General features: G+C 44.8%; 17 protein-coding genes. 14 read left to right on the plus strand and 3 right to left on the minus strand.

Features of this window, described 5'->3' with window-relative positions; all coding sequences use genetic code 11:
• Positions 1-20: 20 nt before the first annotated feature.
• Entirely contained in the window at positions 21-941 is a 921-nt protein-coding gene (gene nikB, locus JI665_RS13815; protein WP_035329199.1) for a nickel ABC transporter permease, read from the minus strand.
• 12 nt (positions 942-953) lie between these two features.
• Positions 954-1,853, minus strand: coding sequence for a nickel transporter permease (gene nikC / locus JI665_RS13820; RefSeq protein ID WP_244671195.1), 900 nt, complete (start codon positions 1,851-1,853; stop codon positions 954-956).
• A gap of 256 nt (positions 1,854-2,109) precedes the next feature.
• Between nikC and JI665_RS13825 the strand changes: the two genes are divergently transcribed.
• The 10 genes from JI665_RS13825 to prfB all read left to right on the plus strand — a co-directional run bounded on the left by JI665_RS13825 (position 2,110) and on the right by prfB (position 15,291).
• Positions 2,110-3,186 (plus strand): M24 family metallopeptidase, encoded by a 1,077-nt coding sequence (locus JI665_RS13825; RefSeq protein WP_206840109.1) that lies wholly within the window; start codon positions 2,110-2,112, stop codon positions 3,184-3,186.
• 16 nt (positions 3,187-3,202) lie between these two features.
• Complete coding sequence (locus tag JI665_RS13830; RefSeq protein WP_206840110.1) at positions 3,203-4,756, plus strand: glutathione ABC transporter substrate-binding protein; 1,554 nt, start codon at positions 3,203-3,205, stop codon at positions 4,754-4,756.
• Between the two features lie 161 nt (positions 4,757-4,917).
• Positions 4,918-6,528: a gamma-glutamyltransferase family protein gene (locus tag JI665_RS13835; protein WP_206840111.1), complete on the plus strand. Its 1,611-nt coding sequence runs from the start codon at positions 4,918-4,920 to the stop codon at positions 6,526-6,528.
• 137 nt (positions 6,529-6,665) lie between these two features.
• Complete coding sequence (locus tag JI665_RS13840) at positions 6,666-7,244, plus strand: chromate transporter (RefSeq protein ID WP_206840112.1); 579 nt, start codon at positions 6,666-6,668, stop codon at positions 7,242-7,244.
• Positions 7,241-7,771 carry a chromate transporter gene (locus JI665_RS13845; protein ID WP_206840114.1) on the plus strand — a complete coding sequence of 177 codons (531 nt, stop codon included), beginning with the start codon at positions 7,241-7,243 and terminating at the stop codon, positions 7,769-7,771. The genes JI665_RS13840 and JI665_RS13845 overlap by 4 nt, the downstream gene beginning before the upstream one ends.
• Positions 7,772-7,786: 15 nt before the next feature.
• Entirely contained in the window at positions 7,787-8,626 is an 840-nt protein-coding gene (locus JI665_RS13850; RefSeq protein WP_206840115.1) for a DUF1028 domain-containing protein, read from the plus strand.
• A 334-nt stretch (positions 8,627-8,960) separates the two neighbouring features.
• On the plus strand, positions 8,961-10,016 hold the full coding sequence (locus tag JI665_RS13855; protein ID WP_206840117.1) for a YecA family protein: 1,056 nt from the start codon (positions 8,961-8,963) through the stop codon (positions 10,014-10,016).
• 219 nt (positions 10,017-10,235) lie between these two features.
• Positions 10,236-11,231, plus strand: coding sequence for a nuclease-related domain-containing protein (locus JI665_RS13860; protein WP_206840119.1), 996 nt, complete (start codon positions 10,236-10,238; stop codon positions 11,229-11,231).
• A 212-nt stretch (positions 11,232-11,443) separates the two neighbouring features.
• On the plus strand, positions 11,444-13,954 hold the full coding sequence (gene secA, locus JI665_RS13865; RefSeq protein WP_206840121.1) for a preprotein translocase subunit SecA: 2,511 nt from the start codon (positions 11,444-11,446) through the stop codon (positions 13,952-13,954).
• Between the two features lie 223 nt (positions 13,955-14,177).
• Positions 14,178-15,291, plus strand: a protein-coding gene (gene prfB, locus JI665_RS13870; protein WP_206840122.1) for a peptide chain release factor 2 whose coding sequence is annotated in 2 segments (ribosomal slippage) — positions 14,178-14,249 and positions 14,251-15,291 — 1,113 coding nt in all. Because the reading frame shifts where the segments join, the coding sequence is not laid out codon by codon here.
• Between the two features lie 90 nt (positions 15,292-15,381).
• Here prfB and JI665_RS13875 read toward each other — a convergent pair.
• On the minus strand, positions 15,382-15,900 hold the full coding sequence (locus JI665_RS13875; RefSeq protein ID WP_206840124.1) for a hypothetical protein: 519 nt from the start codon (positions 15,898-15,900) through the stop codon (positions 15,382-15,384).
• 286 nt (positions 15,901-16,186) lie between these two features.
• Between JI665_RS13875 and JI665_RS13880 the strand changes: the two genes are divergently transcribed.
• From JI665_RS13880 to ftsX, 4 genes are all read left to right on the plus strand, one after another.
• The gene (locus JI665_RS13880; protein WP_206840125.1) at positions 16,187-17,053 is read left to right on the plus strand and encodes a YitT family protein; all 867 of its coding nucleotides are present in this window, start codon (positions 16,187-16,189) and stop codon (positions 17,051-17,053) included.
• 52 nt (positions 17,054-17,105) lie between these two features.
• Positions 17,106-17,459: a cytochrome c551 gene (gene cccB, locus JI665_RS13885; RefSeq protein WP_019383351.1), complete on the plus strand. Its 354-nt coding sequence runs from the start codon at positions 17,106-17,108 to the stop codon at positions 17,457-17,459.
• 526 nt (positions 17,460-17,985) lie between these two features.
• Positions 17,986-18,672 (plus strand): cell division ATP-binding protein FtsE, encoded by a 687-nt coding sequence (gene ftsE / locus JI665_RS13890; protein WP_206840127.1) that lies wholly within the window; start codon positions 17,986-17,988, stop codon positions 18,670-18,672.
• Positions 18,662-19,555: a permease-like cell division protein FtsX gene (gene ftsX / locus JI665_RS13895; protein WP_206840130.1), complete on the plus strand. Its 894-nt coding sequence runs from the start codon at positions 18,662-18,664 to the stop codon at positions 19,553-19,555. Before ftsE ends, ftsX begins: the two co-directional genes overlap by 11 nt.
• The last annotated feature ends 123 nt before the right edge of the window (positions 19,556-19,678 follow it).

A 19,678-nucleotide genomic window follows, 5' to 3' on the forward strand; every position in this document is an offset into this window, starting at 1 on the left:
CCTCTCAATCGGGAATGGTTTTAGTTCAGTTCAACACGTTTATTCAGGAATCGGTAGGACAGGTCAACAAGCAGGTTGACGATGACAAACAATACCGATACGAATAAAATCGATCCCTGCACAAGCGGCAGGTCACGCATCCGGATGGCATCAATAATTAATCGGCCGACTCCATTGATGGCAAAGACGGATTCTGTTAAAACTGTTCCGCCGAGAAGGGCGCCAAACTGCAGGCCGACTACAGTAATAACCGGGATCAGTGCATTTTTTAACGCGTGCTTGTAAATGATTAGACGCTGACGTACACCCTTTGCCTTGGCAGTGCGGATATAGTCCTGACGGATGACTTCCAGCATGCTCGCACGTGTCATCCTGGCCACAATGGCTGCGCCGCCTGTTCCGAGTGTAATGGCCGGAAGGATGACATGGCTGAAGGTCCCCCAGCCGGCAACCGGAAACCATTGAAGTCCGACCGAAAAATAGATGATCAGCATCAGGCCGAGCCAGAAGTTCGGCAAGGATACGCCAAGAAGGGCAACCATCATTAAACCAACATCTGTAAAGCTGTTTTGCTTCGTTGCTGCAATGATTCCGAACAGTACACCCAAAACAATCGTAATCACAATGCTCCAGAATGCCAATTCAAGTGTGATTGGCAAACGGACGAGGATTTCGTCCAGAACAGGACGGCTTGTCCGTATGGATTCGCCAAAATCTCCTTTTACAACATCCCCAACATAACTCAGATATTGAACGGCAAGAGGCTGATCTAATCCGAGGTCATGGCGGATCGCTTCCACCTGCTCATCGGTTGCCCCTTCACCTGCCACTAGAACGGCGGGGTCACCGGGAACCATTTGCATGATGAGAAAAACCATAAGGGTAACGCCCAGCAGAACCGGGATCATTTGAACAAGCCTGCGCATCAGAAAGATAAACATGTGAGAACCTCCTTAATTTTTCATTCGCGGATCCAGTGCATCACGGAGTCCGTCTCCGAATAAGTTAAAGCCCAGAACGATCAGGGCAATGGCGATGCCCGGGAATAACGCGATGTGCGGCGCAGTGAACAGAAAATCACGGCCATCGCTCAGCATCGCACCCCATTCAGGTGTTGGCGGCTGTGCCCCCATTCCAAGGAAGGAAAGGCCTGCTACTGAAAGAATCGATGTCGCCAAGCGCAATGTTCCCTGTACGATAATTGGACTCATAATATTAGGCAGGATATGAACAAAAATAATTTTCAGGTCGCTTGCCCCTAAAACACGGATTGCATCGATATATTCCATTTTCTTAACGCTTAAAGTCGAGCCGCGGACAATACGGGCAAAAGTAGGGATCGAAAAAACACCGACAGCGATCATAACGTTTATAAGACTTGGCCCCAGTGCGCTGACAATGGCAAGTGCAAGCAGCAGTCCAGGAAATGCAAGCAGCACGTCAATGAAACGCATGATAATCGTATCCACCCAGCCTCCGTAGTAGCCGGAGATAATCCCCAGAACAATTCCAAATAATGCTCCGATGAAGACTGATACAAAGCCAACTGCCAGGGAAAGCTGTGAGCCGTATAAAATACGGCTGAAAATATCCCGGCCTTTATCATCAGTTCCCATAATATGGTCAGCTGATGGAGGCTGCAGTTTGTTCACAAGGTCAATTTCGTATGGATCATAAGGCGAGATAAGCGGTGCAAGGACAGCGAGAATAATATAAATAAAAACAATGCTGCCGCCTACCAGCGACATTTTATTTTTGATAAGAGCTTTTGCCAGATCGGCTCCCTTGGCCTTCCTTTTGGAAACTGGCACAGGAGCTTTGGCTGTTTCTTGAGGATTTGCAATTGTGCTCATGTTTAGGTTCCTCCCCATGTGTCTTATTGGTTGAGAACTAATTTATCAAAATTATTAACTATTTTGTCTGAATTTTAAGATAAAGTAAAAAATTCGCAAAAACATGACAAAAAAACGAAAACATTGGCAAAAAATTTTTCCTATAATGAACACAACCTTTTCAATTGGGATGCAGAGCAAATGCCCGTCTCGGTTGAAATTCACACAGCACAGCAGAGATTTACATATTCTTTACATATTAATAGGGGGTGAAGGGATGAAACAAAGAGTTGAGAAGCTTAGAAAGAAAATGTCGGAAAATGGGTGGAAAGGGGTTTTTATTTACTCACCTGAAAACAGATACTATTTTTCCGGATACAAGGGGTCAGCAGGTGCTCTTTTAATAGAAGAGGATTCACAGAAGCTGTTTACAGATTTCCGATATGTGGACCAGGCGAAAGATCAGGCATCCGATTTCGAGGTGATCCAGCATCAGCAAAACCTGATTGAAATGGTTTGTGATTCTTTTTCTTCTACTATTAAGAATGGAACACTCGCCCTTGAACTTGGAGATGTTCCGGCATCTGTCTACTTGGAAATTCAAACAAGGCTTCCGGAAGCTGAGCTGGTGGATGTTACGTCCGCAACAAATGAAATCCGCATGATTAAAGATGAGGAAGAAATCGAAAACATGCGAAAAGGGATCGAGATTTGCGATCAGGCTTTCACACACATTTTGGATTTCATCCGTCCAGGCATAACCGAAAAGGATATCGGACTGGAACTTGAAATTTTTATGAAAAGACAGGGTGCCGAACGCATTAAGCCCAATCATGTGATTGCTTCAGGTCCGCGTTCCTGTCTTCCTCATGGACAGGCTACTGACCGGGTAATTGAGGTCGGGGATTTTGTCAAAATGGATTACGGTGCGATCGTAAACGGTTATTTCTCTGATTTTACAAGGACAGTTGTCGTTGGAGAGCCGTCTGAAAAGCAGGTGGAGATCTATAATATCGTCCGCCGGGCGCAGGAGGAATCCCTGAAGGCGATCGGACCTGGAAGAACGTGCAGAGAACTTGATGAAATCGGACGCGGCATTATCCGTGAAGCAGGCTATGGCGACAACTTTGGACACAGCCTGGGACATTCGCTGGGACTGGCCATCCATGAACAGCCTGCGATGAGAGCGACAGATGAGACCGTTCTTCAGGAAGGGATGGTTATCACTGTTGAGCCGGGGATTTATATTCCTGGGTTTGGCGGAGTCAGAATAGAGGATCTGGTTGTCATTACAAACGATGGCCATGTGAATTTCACCAAATCAACAAAGGATTTGCAAGTGATATCCTATTAAACAGGGGGTAAAGAGGATGAAAATGAAAAGTTTTTGGCTGGGATTAGCCGCTGTAATTTTATTATTAGCCGGATGCTCCGGCGGCAGTGATCCGGGAAGCCTTGAATCTGCCAGCGGTGATTCCAATGCTTCAAATAAAGACCTGGTTATTGCTGTACTATCAGATGCGACTAAATTGGATCCGCATCTGGGCACAGATATTCCATCTGCGAATGTGTATCACGGTAAAATTTACGAAGGTCTTGTACAGCAGGATGAAAATATGGAAATCCAGCCTGCTCTTGCTACTGAATGGAAGCAGCTTGACGACCTGACATGGGAATTCAAGCTTCGTGAAGGAGTAAAATTCCATGACGGCACTGATTTTACAGCAGAAGCTGTTCAGAAAACAATTGAACGGGTACTGGCAGAAGAAACAGCTTCACCGCGTTCGAATCTTTTTGAAATGATTAATGAGGTAAAAGTAGTCGACGATCACACCGTTCAATTGATTACAGATTATCCATATGCTCCACTATTGGCGAACCTTGCCCACTATGCAGCCGGCATCCTAAGCCCGACTGCCATTGAGTCAGGAGACAATCTCGGTCAAAACCCGGTTGGTACTGGCCCTTACAAGCTTGGCGAGTGGAAGCCTGGACAGGAAATCAAATTGACTGCGTTCGAAGATTACTGGGGCGACAAGCCTTCAATGGAAACAGTCACATATAAAGTAGTTCCTGAAGATTCTACCCGTATTGCCATGGTTGAAACAGGGGAAGCGCATATCGCAGAGCCTGTGCCTGTCACAGAAGTAGAGCGCATTGAAAACAGCGACAGCATGGAGCTTGTACGCAGTGAAGCGCTAGGTGTAGACTACATCGGCTTTAACGTTGAAAAAGAACCATTCAATAATGTTAAAGTGCGCCAGGCTATCAGCTATGCAATTGATACAGAAGCCATTGTAAAAGGCGTTTATAACAATGTTGGTACAGTTGCAACAGCTCCGATGGGACCTGCAATCTGGGGCCATAACCCGGATCTTGAAGGCTACAAATATGACCTTGAAAAAGCGAAGCAGCTATTAGCGGAAGCCGGTTACCCGGACGGCTTTAAAACAACCATCTGGACAAATGATAATAAAGCACGCATGGACGTGGCTGAGGTTGTTCAGTCTCAATTAAAGGGCATTGGCATTGAAGTTGAAACAAAAGTAGTGGAGTGGGGCGCATACCTTGAAGGTACAGCAAAAGGCGACCACGATATGTTTATCCTTGGGTGGTCCAACATGACCGGGGATGCGGATTACAACCAGTACTTCCTGTTCCACAGTGATGCACGAGGAAACCCTGGTAACCGTTCTTTTTACAGCAATCCGAAAGTGGATGAGCTGATCGACAAAGGACGCCAGGAAACGGATGAGCAAAAACGTCTTGAAATCTATGCCGAAGCTCAAAAAATTGAGATGGAAGAAGCGCCAATTGTCTTCCTTCGCAATGATGAAGACCTTGCAGTCATCGGCAGCGATGTCAAAGGCTTCTGGATGCATCCATCAGGATTGTACATGCTTGAAAAGGTTACGGTTGAATAAGAATGTGAACACAAAAAAAGGAGCTGTAGCCATTTGGGTACGGCTCCTTTCATCGAAGATACTTCACGATCCGAAATTTTTATTGAATTAAAACATTAATAGTCTAATAATTTGCTATAATCAGAACTATAGAAGCGTAAATAATATTAGAGGTGAACTCCATGAACTTTGATTTCCACAACCACCCATACCCATCACAGCGAACGACCGTCATGGCCAATAACGGCATGGTGGCTACTTCCCAGCCGCTTGCGGCACAGGCTGGATTAGATATCATGAAAAAAGGCGGAAATGCCATAGATGCAGCCATTGCAGCAGCAGCTGCTCTTACAGTGGTTGAACCGACATCAAACGGGATCGGCGGCGACGCATTTGCACTGGTCTGGACGAAAGGGGAGCTTCATGGATTGAATGCAAGCGGCCCTGCACCAAAGTCCATTTCCATCGAAGCATTAAAGGAAAGAGGCATCGAAAAAATGCCGACGCACGGCTGGGTGCCGGTAACGGTACCTGGTGCTCCATCCGCGTGGGCTGAGCTTTCCAAGCGTTTCGGCAAGCTTCCGTTAAAGGATGTCCTTCAGCCCGCAATTGATTATGCTGAAAAAGGCTATCCTTTAACACCGATTCTCGGCAAGTACTGGCAGGTTGCTTATAAAAAGTTTAAGCAGATTCTGACGGATGACGAATTCCAGCATTGGTTTAAAACCTTTGCTCCAGATGGCAGGGCTCCTGAAATTGGCGAGATTTGGCGTTCAGAAGGCCATGCTTCCACTTTAAGAGCTATTGCCGAAACAGGCGGCGAAAGCTTTTACCGCGGGGAAATTGCTGAAAAGATCGATGCCTTTTCAAAAAAATACAATGCATTCCTATCAAAGGAAGACCTCGCTGATTACAAGGCGGAATGGGTAGATCCCATCAAAGTTCATTACCGCGGATATGATGTCTGGGAAATCCCGCCGAACGGCCAGGGGCTCGTCGCTCTCTTGGGCTTAAATATCGCTAAAGGCTTTGAATTCCGCGATAAAGAAACGGTTGATACATATCACAAACAAATTGAAGCGATGAAGTTAGCTTTTACTGACGGAAAGGCATTTATTACGGATCCTGCGGAAATGAGAGTGACAGTTGAAGAATTGCTTTCAGAGGAGTACGGTGAATCCCGCCGCAGCGAGATTGCCGGCGGGGCTCTGACTCCACAGCCATACCAGCCGCCGCGAGGAGGTACGGTTTATCTGGCAACAGCCGACGGCGAAGGCAATATGGTATCCTTCATCCAAAGCAACTATATGGGCTTTGGATCCGGGCTCGTCGTTCCGGGAACGGGAATTGCCCTACAGAATCGCGGACACGACTTCTCTCTTGATCCGGAGCACCATAATGCACTGAAGCCCGGCAAGAAAACGTACCACACAATTATCCCTGGATTCCTGACAAAAGACGGCGAAGCAGTTGGACCGTTTGGTGTGATGGGAGGCTATATGCAGCCGCAGGGGCATATGCAGGTGGTCATGAATACAGTGGATTTCCATTTGAATCCGCAGGCAGCCCTTGATGCGCCAAGATGGCAGTGGATTGAAGGGAAAAGGGTCCAGGTGGAACCGCACTTCCCTAATCATATTGCACAGGCTTTGGTGCGCAAAGGCCATCAAATCGAGGTAACCGTTGATACTGGCGGATTCGGCCGCGGCCAGATTATCTGGCGAGACCCAAAAACAGGCGTGCTTATGGGCGGAACGGAAGCACGCACAGATGGATCAATCGCCGCCTGGTAATAAAAAATGAGGAAGCAGCACGCATATAAGAGTAAAATAACCATATAAAAGGTACTGAGGAGCGGAAAAAATGGCCGCTCCTTCACCTGCTTTTTCCTGAGTTGAGTACCTTCAAATTGAAAAGAGGTGGTGGCATCATGAAGCAGGCTGACATCTTTATGGCTTTTTTCCGAGTGGGCATTCTGGGATATGGAGGCGGCCCGTCATCCATTCCGCTTGTCCATAAAGAAGTTGTTGATAAATATAAATGGATGGATACGGATGAATTTGGCGATGTGCTGGCGCTTGGCAACGCACTCCCTGGTCCGATTGCCACAAAAATGGCCGGCTACATCGGCTATCGTGTTGGCGGCATTCTTGGCATGGTTAATGCGTTAGTGGCAACGATGGTTCCAACTATTGTCCTTATGATTATTCTTCTTACCGCGTTAAATACATTTAAAGACCAGCTTTGGGTAGCGGGCATGACAAAGGCAGTCGTTCCAGTAGTGGCAGTTATGCTGGCAACACTCACCTGGGACTTTGTTAAAAAGTCTTCGAAATCATCACTCGGCTGGGGCTGGACATTGCTTTTTGTTGCGGCAAGCCTGGTGCTTCTGGAATTTGTGAACATCCATCCGGCTATCATCATTTTTGTTTTGCTGGCAGCCGCTCTCCTGAAAAAGGATAAAGCTGAAAAAAATGAAGCGAAGAAAAAGGAGAGGAATCTCGCATGATTTACGTTCAGATATTCTTGGCATTCTTCATTCCGGGGATTCTTGGATACGGCGGGGGACCAGCATCCATTCCGTTAGTTGAGAATGAAGTGGTCGATCATTATGGATGGCTCACAACAAATGAATTCAGTGAAATGCTGGCAATGGGCAATGCTCTGCCGGGACCGATTGCAACGAAAATGGCCGGCTATATTGGCTATGAACAGGGAGGAATCCTCGGAGCAATCGTGGGGGTATTCGCAACTGTAGCTCCATCGCTGATACTGATGATTACACTGCTCGGACTTCTTATGAAGTATAAGGAATCACCGCGCGTCAAGCGGATGACTACTTATATCCGGCCAGTTATCGCGGTTTTGCTTGGCATCATGACGTATGATTTCTTTTTCTCAGCTTACGAGGGTGTCGGGATCCTGCAGACACTTTTCATCGGACTGCTTAGCTTTTTCCTGATGGAAAGGCTTAAAGTCCATCCGGCTTATGTTATCGCCGGAGCGCTCGTTTACGGGGGGCTTGTTTTAGGATAGGGGAGGATTTTTTATATGACATTTTCCATCGTTGGATATGATCCAAAGGAAAAAGAATGGGGAATCGCAGTTCAATCGAAATTTCTCGGCGTTGGTGCAGTAGTGCCATTTGCAAAAGCAGGTATCGGAGCCGTTGCGACTCAGTCCTACGCGAATACTTCATATGGACCGCGTGCATTGCAATTGATGGAAGAAGGTAAAACGGCTGAGGAAGCACTTGAAATCATTACCAAAGATGATCCTGAAAAAGAGCTCCGTCAGGTCGGACTGCTGGATGCCATGGGGAACCCGGCAACGTTCACAGGGGATGGCTGCTATAATTGGGCTGGAGGAATAACCGGACCTCACTTTGCCGCGCAGGGCAACATCCTAGTGGATGAAAAAACCGTTCAGGCAATGGGCCAGACTTTTATCAGCACGGACGGCTCTCTGGCTGAGCGCTTGCTTGCCGCCTTGAATGCAGGCCAGGCAGCCGGCGGTGACAGCCGCGGACAGCAATCCGCAGCCCTTCTTGTAGTGAAAGAAGCTGGCGGATACGGAGGGTTTAACGACCGCTACATAGACTTGCGGGTCGATGACCATCCGGAGCCGATTACCGAATTGATTCGAATTTATCATCTGCAGCAGCTATATTTTGCGCCGTCAAAGGCTGAAAGGGTTACGGCAATTGAAGGTGAGATAAAAGAGGAGCTTGTCCGGGAATTAACTCGGCTCGATTATTTAGAGGCTGGTCAGAGTCATGATCATCTTATGAAAGCATTAACTGCCTTTATTCATACCGAAAATTTCGAAGCCCGCGTGCAGGTTGCGGGGAAAATTGATTTGGATGTCTTGGCGTATATGAAAAATAAGTGAAAATGGAAAAGCGGAGAGTAGAGCTCTTCGTTTTTTTGTGTTTTTACTATGTGCATGCTGGAAAGCTGTTAGGACGCGAACTGACCGATATATTGGAAAACTGACCGATAAAAGGGAAAATGTGACCGATATAACTGGAAAGTGACCGATAAAATAAAATACTGACCGATAAAAGTGATGTAGTGACCGAAATCAGCTAACTCAATTCAAAAAAGCACGCAATCCCGGCTTCCTTAACCTGCCAAATGTTTAAATCCGCTTGTTTAATGCCTAAACTGCTGATAAATGTTAGGATAGTAGAGTTAAACGAATTTTGGTAGGAGAGATTTATAAAATGTCAACAGTAAAAGTAAGCAGAAACGAACCGTGCCCATGCGGGAGCGGAAAAAAATATAAAAAGTGCTGCGGCAGCAAAGATGCAGTTTCAATTAAGGATGTTTTGAATCACGAAGTTCTTGAACTTCAAAAGGAAGTAAGGGCCTATGCGCTTACTCATTTTGCAGATGACATAAAAGAAGATTTCATGGATCTTCTTGATATCCTTGAAGACATTGAACCTGAGGAAAAAGAGTTTTATGAATTTGTACACTCTTTTTGGTACATTCTTTTTGGAACGCTGGAAGATATGGACTCTATTATGGATGAGTTTATTCATGCAAAATTACCGGCCGTTGCCCGTCCGCGCTTAAAAAACATTTTAAAATCGTGGACAGACAGTAAAGCGGCAACTGGGATACTAACCGAGGTGTCTGAAGATAAAGCAGCCATTAAAGATTGCCTGACCGGGAAGGTTTACAATATCTCACTATTTGGTGATATGGAAGTTCATGAAGGAAACTTTGCCTTCGCCATGCTTCTTCCTTATGGAGAAGAGTATGTAGCGTTTCCGGCTATTTTCGATCTGCCGGGAGAAAAAGCGGCACAGTTTGCAGACTATATCCAGTATTCCTTTGAAGATGCAAAATACGATGATCCTGAAGAATACCTGGCTGAATACTTCGTTGACCTGATGAATGACACGCCAAAATCATTGGCCGTTCCATCTATGGACAATTTCGACTGGCCATCTAAGGGGGCACAGCAGGTGGCCGATATGTTCCGGGACGACATGACAGAAGCAGGTGAGGAACCATGGCTTGTCGGGATGGGGATTTCACTCTGGATGGAGTATCTGACAAAAACCGGCAAACAGGTCAAAAAGCCTGACAACTATGTTGCAGGTCTTCGATACCTAGTGAGTACGATAGCGCCTACAAAGGAAAATCTCACTCAGAAGGAATTTGGAGAGAAATACGGAATCAATACGAACCGTGTCTCCACTTATTATGGTGAAATTTATGATGCTGTTGAGAAAACCATTATTGAACTGATTGAATCGTCGAATTCATAAAAAGGAGAGCATTTTTGCTCTCTCTTTTTTTTGGAGAGAATGTGGTTCTGGCGCGGACTGACCGATATAACGGAAATCTGACCGATATATCCAGAAAGTAACCGATAAACCTGGCAAAGTGACCGATATACTTACTCTATATTGAAAATGAATCAAAAAGCAGGAAAATTTGCATCCGTAAACGAATTCTATCTTCAAACCTAAAAAGGAGTGGTGCTTTTGATTGAAAAAGACCGATTTATCCCCATCAGAATACAAAAAAATCACGCATTGCTGAAGAGAATTGCGAAAAATCATCCAAAGCGGTTAGTTATCGAATCAGAACAAACCAGGAGAATAGCAGGATATAAAGGCGAGCAGGCAATTGACTTCCACTTAAGTAAACTGCCGGAAAAAGAGTTTTTAATCTTCCATGACCTTCGTCTCTCAAGTGGGAAGCATTTTTTTCAGATAGACACGCTCATCTTACATCCCGCTTTTGCTTTAATTTTAGAAGTGAAAAACTATGGCGGAACCTTATACTTCGATCCTGATTTCAATCAATTAATCCAAACAAATACTAAAGGAGAAGTCAAAGGCTATCCAAATCCGATAGAGCAAGCCAGAGTACAATGTTCTGAAATGGAAAAATGGCTGTTGAAACGCAATATCAATATTCCCGTTGAGTTTTTCATCATCATCATCAGCAAACCCTCTACCATTCTTAAAACCGCTCCAGGCCACGTGAAAATGCTCCAAAGAGTTCTTCATGTTCAATTCCTTCTGAAAAGTATTGAGAAAATAAAGGCCGCTCATAAAAAAGAAGACCTATCACCAAAACATATGAAGAAAATCTCCCGCTCTCTTCTAAAAGATCATACCCCAAAAAGTTTTGATATCCTAAAGCATTACGAAATCTCAACATCCGAAATACAAACAGGCGTCATCTGCAGAGTTTGTTCATCATATCCCATGAAGCGCCATTATGGGACTTGGTTTTGTACCAAATGTCAAACCAAAGAGAAAAATGCTCACATTTCAGCTCTTATGGACTTATTCCTTCTCAACAATGATTCTCCATTGAATAATAGACAAATCTGCAGTTTTCTTCACATTTCTTCAGGAGATATAGCCAAAAAACTTCTTTCAGCAAGCAAACTGCGGTGTTCCGGTTCAAAAAAAGGTAGAGTGTATTTACCGAAACCAGACTATCAGCAAATTAAGGATCTGGAATAGCCCGCATGTGGCATAAGTTGTCACCCCCCTCCCAAAGTGGTAATATTAATAAGAAATAATGTGAATTTTCATGGGAGGATTCCGCCGAAAAGAAGCGAATCTTTAACTACCTATGCTTAAATAGACTTTGAATTTAGATATGCATAGTTCCGGCGCCTTGAGTCATCAACAGGGCACTTGTGCTGTCATATCCAACATAAAGGAGCGTTTTTATGCTTGGGATTTTAAATAAAGTGTTTGATCAAAATAAACGCGAAATAAAACGTCTCACCAGAATGGCAGAACAAATTGAAGCACTTGCATCTGATATGGAAAAATTATCGGACGAGCAGCTGCGCGAGAAAACGGAAGAATTCAAAGCCCGCTACCAAAAGGGCGAAACCGTCGATGATATGCTGACTGAAGCCTTTGCGGTTGTACGCGAAGCAGCAAAGCGCGTTCTTGGCTTATATCCTTATCCGGTTCAGTTAATGGGGGGGATTTCCCTTCATGACGGAAATATTTCAGAGATGAAAACCGGTGAAGGTAAAACCCTGACTGCAACGATGCCGGTTTACCTCAATGCCCTAACAGGCAAGGGTGTCCACGTAGTTACAGTCAACGAATACCTTGCGAGCCGTGATGCCACTGAAATGGGCCAGCTTTACGAATTCCTGGGCCTGACTGTCGGCTTGAACTTAAATGGGCTTTCCAAAGAAGAAAAACAAGCAGCATATGCTGCCGATATCACATACAGCACAAACAACGAGCTTGGGTTCGATTACCTTCGCGATAACATGGTTCTCTACAAAGAGCAGAAGGTTCAGCGCCCGCTGCACTATGCCGTAATTGATGAAGTGGACTCCATCCTCATTGATGAAGCACGTACACCGCTGATCATTTCAGGTTCAGCACAAAAGTCCACTCAGCTTTATATCCAGGCTAATGCCTTTGTCAGCCGCCTGAAAAAAGATGAAGACTTCACATATGATGAAAAAACAAAGGGTGTGCAGCTGACAGAAGAAGGGATGACTAAAGCAGAGAAGGCTTTTGGAATCGATAACCTTTTTGACATTTCTCATGTTGCACTTAACCACCATATTACACAGGCATTAAAGGCACATTCCAGCATGCATCTGGATGTCGATTATGTTGTGCAGGAAGGCGAAATCGTCATCGTTGACCAATTTACCGGCCGTCTGATGAAGGGCCGCCGCTACAGTGATGGACTCCACCAGGCCATCGAAGCTAAGGAAGGCCTGGAAATCCAGAACGAAAGCATGACACTTGCAACGATCACATTCCAGAACTATTTCCGTATGTATGAAAAGCTTGCCGGTATGACTGGTACGGCGAAAACGGAAGAAGAGGAATTCCGCAATATCTACAATATGAACGTTATTGTGATTCCGACAAACCGTCCGATCGCCCGTGATGACCGTCCTGATTTAATTTATGCAACAATGGATGGAAAATTCCGTGCGGTTGTGGAAGATATTGCTGATCGCCACAAAAAAGGACAGCCTGTGCTAGTCGGTACAGTGGCTATCGAAACATCAGAAATCATCTCTAAATACCTGAGCAAAAAAGGTGTTCCGCATAATGTTCTAAACGCGAAGAACCATGGACGTGAGGCGGAAATTATCCTGGATGCCGGTAAGCAGGGTGCTGTGACAATCGCGACTAACATGGCAGGGCGCGGTACGGATATCAAGCTTGGAGAAGGCGTAAAGGAGCTTGGCGGCTTATGTGTCGTTGGTACAGAGCGTCATGAAAGCAGACGTATTGATAACCAGCTCCGCGGACGTTCCGGACGTCAGGGAGACCCGGGTGTCACGCAATTCTATCTTTCCATGGAAGATGAATTGATGCGCCGATTCGGTTCTGACAATATGAAATCGATGATGGAGCGCCTTGGAATGGATGACACTCAGCCGATTCAGAGTAAAATGGTTTCAAGAGCCGTTGAATCTGCGCAAAAACGCGTTGAGGGCAACAACTTTGATGCGCGTAAGCAGCTTCTTTCCTACGACGATGTTCTCCGTCAGCAGCGTGAAATTCTTTACGGTCAGCGCAACGAAGTTCTGGAGTCTGAGAACTTGAGAGAGATTGTTGAAAAGATGATTATGACCAGCATCCAGCGCAATGTGGAAGGGTATGCACCTGGACATGAAGACGAGGAAAACTGGAACCTGCAGGGCATCATTGACTATGTAAATGGAAACCTTCTAAATGAAGGCGACCTAACCGTTAATGATATCCGCGGCAAGGATACAGAGGAAATCGCCGAAACCATTTTTGCCAAGGTTAAAGAACGCTACAATGAAAAAGAGGAAATGCTGAGCCCTGAGCAAATGCGTGAATTTGAGAAAGTCATCGTGCTTCGTGCAGTTGACTCTAAATGGATGGATCACATTGACGCAATGGATCAGCTTCGCCAGGGAATCCACCTGCGTGCTTATGGCCAGACAGATCCGCTCCGCGAGTACCAGGGAGAAGGATTTGCGATGTTTGAAAACATGATTGCTTCCATCGAAGAAGATGTTGCGAAGTACATCATGAAAGCCGAAATCCGCAACAACCTCGAGCGTCAGGAAGTGGCCAAAGGCCAGGCCGTCAACCCGAAAGAAGACGGTGAAAAGGTTAAGAAAAAGCCTGTCGTCAAGCAGATGGACGTTGGACGCAACGACCCATGCATCTGCGGCAGCGGCAAGAAATATAAAAACTGCTGTGGTGCAGAATAGAAAAGCGGAAGCGCCTTGCCCACCCCCGACATCTCGAGGGGGTAGGCGCTGGAGCTAGACAGTTATCGACGTTAAAAATTTATTTCTCACTTAAAATAAACCAAGAGCCGGCAACAGTGCCGGCTTCTCTCTTTGGGGAAACTTTGAAGCCTTACAATGAAAGTATGGCTTTAATAGATAATCACGCTATAATATGAAAAAAATAATTTTTGAGGTGATCAAAATGGAATTAGCAGATATTCGCAATGAACTTGAAAAAACAGCTAAGATTTTAGCGGACTTTAGGGGGTCTCTTTGACTTAGAAAACAAAGAGGCGCGCATCGCTGAGCTTGATGATGTCATGCTGCAGCCCGGATTTTGGGATGACCAGCAGGCGGCACAGATTGTTATCAGTGAATCAAACTCACTGAAAGAACAGGTAGTTGAATTCCACGATTTATACGAAACGTTTGAGAATCTGGAATTAACTTATGAGCTGGTAAAAGAAGAGAGCGACGCAGAATTGCAGGCAGATCTAGAGGGAGAGCTCAAGGACTTAGTGAAGCGCCTGAACGATTTCGAGCTTCAGCTTCTTTTAAGCGAAGAATATGATAAGAACAATGCCATTCTTGAACTGCATCCGGGTGCAGGCGGAACCGAGTCACAGGACTGGGGCAGCATGCTGCTTCGCATGTATACACGCTGGGCGGAAAAGAAAGGCTTCAAGGTTGAAACACTTGATTACCTGCCAGGAGATGAAGCAGGCATCAAGAGTGTTACCCTTAGCATTAAGGGCCATAACGCTTACGGGTACTTAAAGGCTGAAAAAGGCGTGCACCGTCTTGTAAGGATTTCTCCATTCGACTCTTCGGGCCGCCGTCATACTTCATTCGTATCCTGTGAAGTGATGCCGGAGTTCAATGACGAAATTGAAATCGACATCCGTACTGAAGATCTGAAAATCGACACATACCGTGCAAGCGGCGCCGGCGGTCAGCATATCAACACGACCGATTCTGCTGTCCGTATCACCCACTTGCCGACAAATGTCGTGGTAACGTGCCAGACAGAGCGTTCCCAGATCAAAAACCGCGAACGTGCCATGAAAATGCTGCAAGCTAAGCTCTATCAAAAGAAAATCGAAGAGCAGGAAGCAGAATTGGCTGAAATCCGCGGCGAGCAAAAAGACATCGGCTGGGGAAGCCAGATCCGCTCCTATGTCTTCCACCCGTATTCTATGGTAAAAGACCACCGCACCAACACGGAAGTCGGCAACGTCCAGGGAGTTATGGACGGCGACCTGGATTTGTTTATTAATGCATATTTGCGATCAAAATTGATTTTGCCTCAGGATTAATATGTAAAATAGCCTATGCTGGCATGTGGCCGGCATAGGCTTGTTTTTTTATTGGATTATAACTGAGCTAGCCGGTGAATGGGGATTGCTTTAGGAGTGGATGCGCTTTTTGAGTTGATTAATTTCGGTTTCGTGGACTCCGCTTTTTTTACTAAGGTGTTCGATATCAATTTTTGTGCCCTTCAAAGCATCCGAAATAACATCGAACGTCTCTTCATGCTGATCTAACTTCGTTTCAATATGCTTAAAATGGCTTCTGAATTCGGTGGCATTGTTCTCAATCTGTTCAGAAAGTCTTTCAACACTATTTTCAACATTCCCAAGTCTGCTTTCAACATTCCCAAGTCTGCTATCAACATTCCCGAGTCTGCTATCAACATTCCCGAGTCTGCTATCAACATTCCCAAGTCTGCTATCAACATTCCCGAGTCTGCTATCAACTTTATCAATTCTGTTCTCAACATTCCCGAGTCTGTGTTTAACATCAGCAAATTCATGATCAATCGAATCAAACCTCTGATCAATCGAAACGAACTTCTCATCAATTCCATCAAACCTCTTGGAATGTTCTTTCAGTGTACTCAAAATTTCATTAAGAATCTTCTCCATTTTTCTCACCTCCTTTTCGACATTATACCACATGCAGCATAATTTCATGCTGAAGATTAAGCTGCTTAAGAGCTTTGTGGACTAATGTTCATAAACATATCACACATTAAAATCGCATGATAAATTGAACGCTTTTATCGCAACATAATGGATAGGCAGAGCAGAGTCCTTTAATACGGCAGTCTAATGGCATTTACAGGCTCCAGACTCCATGCTATACTCACTGACGGTAAAAATGGAATATGAACTTAATTCTGCATAGATCGGGACACCGGAGGGAGAAGAAATGGCCAAGAATAGAAGAGGATATACTTATAGTACAAAGGCGGAGAAATTGCTGGAGTACTTATATGTTTTAATAGGTTCAGGAATAGTGGCGATTGCGTTTAATATGTTTTTACTTCCCAACCGAATTGCATCAGGAGGAGTAAGCGGGATCAGTACGATCCTGGATGCGGTGGCTGGCTGGGAGCCCGCATATGTACAGTGGGCATTTAATATACCGCTTTTTATTGCAGGTGTGCTTTTGCTCGGAAAACAATTTGGGGCGAAAACTCTGGCTGGTACAATATTTCTGCCGTTTGTTGTTTTTCTTACAAAAGATTATGAGCCATGGACATCTGATCCCCTGCTGGCTTCTTTGTTTGGCGGAATTGGCGTTGGCCTGGGTTTAGGTATTGTATTTCGGGGTAAAGCATCAACTGGAGGGACAGACCTTGCAGCACAGATTATTAACAAGTATACAGGTTTGTCCCTTGGAACTTGTGTAGCGATAATCGATGGATTGATCGTACTGTCAGCTGCGATTATTTTTGACATAGAGCAAGGGCTTTATGCCTTGATTGCCTTATATGTAACAAGCAAAACAATCGATCTCATACAGCTTGGATTCAGCCGGACAAAGATGGCATTAATCATTACGGAAAAACAAAGTGAAGTTCGTGAAGGAATTTTGAATAAAATTGACCGCGGTGTGACAAAACTATCAGCATACGGTGGTTATACCGACCATGAACGTCCAGTCCTCATGTGTGTGGTGGATCAGACGGAGTTCACAAAATTGAAACAACTGGTTCAAACCATTGATCCTACTGCATTTATCATTGTTACGGATGCTTCCGAGGTGTTGGGCGAGGGTTTCAAACGAGCATAGTGTTGGTATAATATAGCTGTACTTAGTATTTTTTCCTGAGGGGGAATTATAGGTGAAAAAGAAGCTACTGGCATTACTGATGGGTACATCTTTAGTTCTTGCAGCCTGCGGCGGCGGTGACGATGCGGCTGAAGACAAGGACACTGCTACAAACGGCGGCGGTGAAACAACGACTGATACTGCTGACGCCGGTGATGCACAAAAGCTTTATGAACAGAAATGTTCAAGCTGCCACGGTGCAAATCTTGAAGGCGGTGTAGGGCCTGCACTTGATAAAATTGGTGCCAGCCTATCACAGGAAGATATTGAAAACACAATTGCTAACGGTAAAGGGGCTATGCCTAAAGGCTTGCTTCAGGGAGAAGAAGCTTCTGCTGTAGCATCCTGGCTAGCAGGCAAGAAATAATAGGATTAAATGAAAACGTTCTGTTCAGCAGGACGTTTTTATTATTTCTCTTATCGTAAGGTATGCTGCTATTTGTTTAATAACCGCTTAGTTGATTGGAGCGGAAAGCGAGCATCCTGGAAAGCAAATCAGCTAACTGCATTAAGGTGAATGAATAAACAATATATGAGAGGTTATTTTTCTAGCAGCTTATGCTGAGCAAGACAATTTTTGACATGAATCGATTGAATGCAATATGAAAAAAGAAGGAAAAATTCGTCGATTGAGCGAAGAAAACGCTAGGATATTAATGAAACTCAGGAAAAAAGTAACAATAGTTAAGGGATTGAAAAGAAACTGTAATAATTTTTTCCGTTATTTTGACAACTTATGATGTTATAATGGGTTGTGTGAGAATTTTAGATGGCTAAATAGGCAGTATTTACAAGTATTTTGTCATTCTTTGTGTCGAAAGGATGTCGTTTTTTAGCGAAAAAAGCCGTCTGTTATTTAATTCTTAATACACACTAGATGCTAGGTGATATATATGATCGATATGAAAGACGTATATAAGAGATACCCCAATGGTGTTACAGCTGCCAGCGGGATTGATGTGCATATCAAACAAGGTGAGTTTGTTTATGTAGTAGGACCGAGCGGGGCCGGTAAATCCACTTTTATTAAAATGATGTACCGGGAAGAAAAGCCTTCGAGCGGAACGATAACCATCGACGGAGTGAATCTTGCTACATTAAGGAATGCAAAGGTGCCGCTGATGCGCCGCAAAATTGGTGTTGTTTTCCAGGACTTTAAGCTTCTCCCGACTCTGACTGTCTATGAGAATGTAGCTTTTGCTCTTGAGGTCATTGAAGAGCATCCGAAGAATATTAAAAAACAAGTAATGGAAACTTTGGACCTTGTAGGTTTAAAGCATAAGGCAAGAATGCTTCCGACCGAATTATCAGGCGGGGAGCAGCAGCGTGTTTCCATCGCCAGATCAATCGTAAATGCTCCAAAGGTCGTGATAGCGGACGAACCTACAGGAAACCTTGACCCGGATACTTCATGGGAAATCATGAACATTTTCGATGAAATCAACACGAGAGGAACGACTGTGGTCATGGCAACTCATAATAAAGAAATTGTTAACACGATTAAGCACCGCGTTATTGCCATAGAAGGCGGAAGGATTGTGCGTGACGAGCAAAGAGGTGATTACGGCTATGAAAGCTAGAACATTGGGCCGGCACTTCCGTGAAAGCTTTAAGAGCCTCGGTCGAAACGGATGGATGACGTTTGCTTCGGCAAGTGCGGTGACAGTAACACTCATTTTGGTTGGCGTATTTTTCGTCATTATGATGAATCTCAACAAGGTGGCTACAACCATTGAAGAGGACGTGGAAATCCGCGTTCACATCGATGTTGCTGCAAATGAGCAGGATCAGGAAGTTTTACGGCAAAAAATCGAAGGAATACCCGAAGTCAAAACAGTGGAATATTCAACTAAGGAAAAAGAGCTTGATAGTTTAATAGACAGCCTTGGTGAAGAAGGAGAAGCCTTCAAACTGTTCGAACAGGATAATCCGCTGAACGATGTATTTATCGTAAAGACGAAAAACCCGGCAGATACTATGAAAGCGGCAAAGCAGATTGAAAAAATGGAATACGCAGCAAAAGTAAAGTATGGGCAAGGGCAGGTTGAAAAGCTATTCAACTTTATCAATGCCGGCCGAAACGTTGGCCTTGTGCTGATTATTGGCCTATTATTTACAGCCATGTTCCTGATTTCCAATACGATTAAAATTACGATCATGTCACGAAGAAAAGAAATCGAGATTATGAGATTGGTAGGAGCAACCAACGCGTTTATCAGATGGCCATTCTTCCTGGAAGGTTTATGGCTTGGATTGCTTGGATCCATTATTCCGATTGCACTTGTTTCAACAGCTTACTATTATGCCTATGATTACTTGGCGCCAAAGCTTGAAGGACACTTTATCAAGCTGCTGGAATTTAGCCCGTTTGTCTATCAGATTTCCGGACTCATCATCCTGATGGGTGCACTCATTGGTGTATGGGGAAGCCTGATGTCAGTCAGAAAGTTCCTGAAGGTATAGAACCAGCTTAGAAGGCCCTGCGGGGGGAACCTGTCAAGGAGCCTTCTAGCCTCATAATAATAGACGATTCAGCAATGTTAAATGTTTCAGACATAGTTAAAAAAATAGAACGATTGACCTGTA

Source organism: Bacillus sp. NTK034, assembly GCF_017303275.1.
Lineage (GTDB): Bacteria > Bacillota > Bacilli > Bacillales > Cytobacillaceae > Cytobacillus.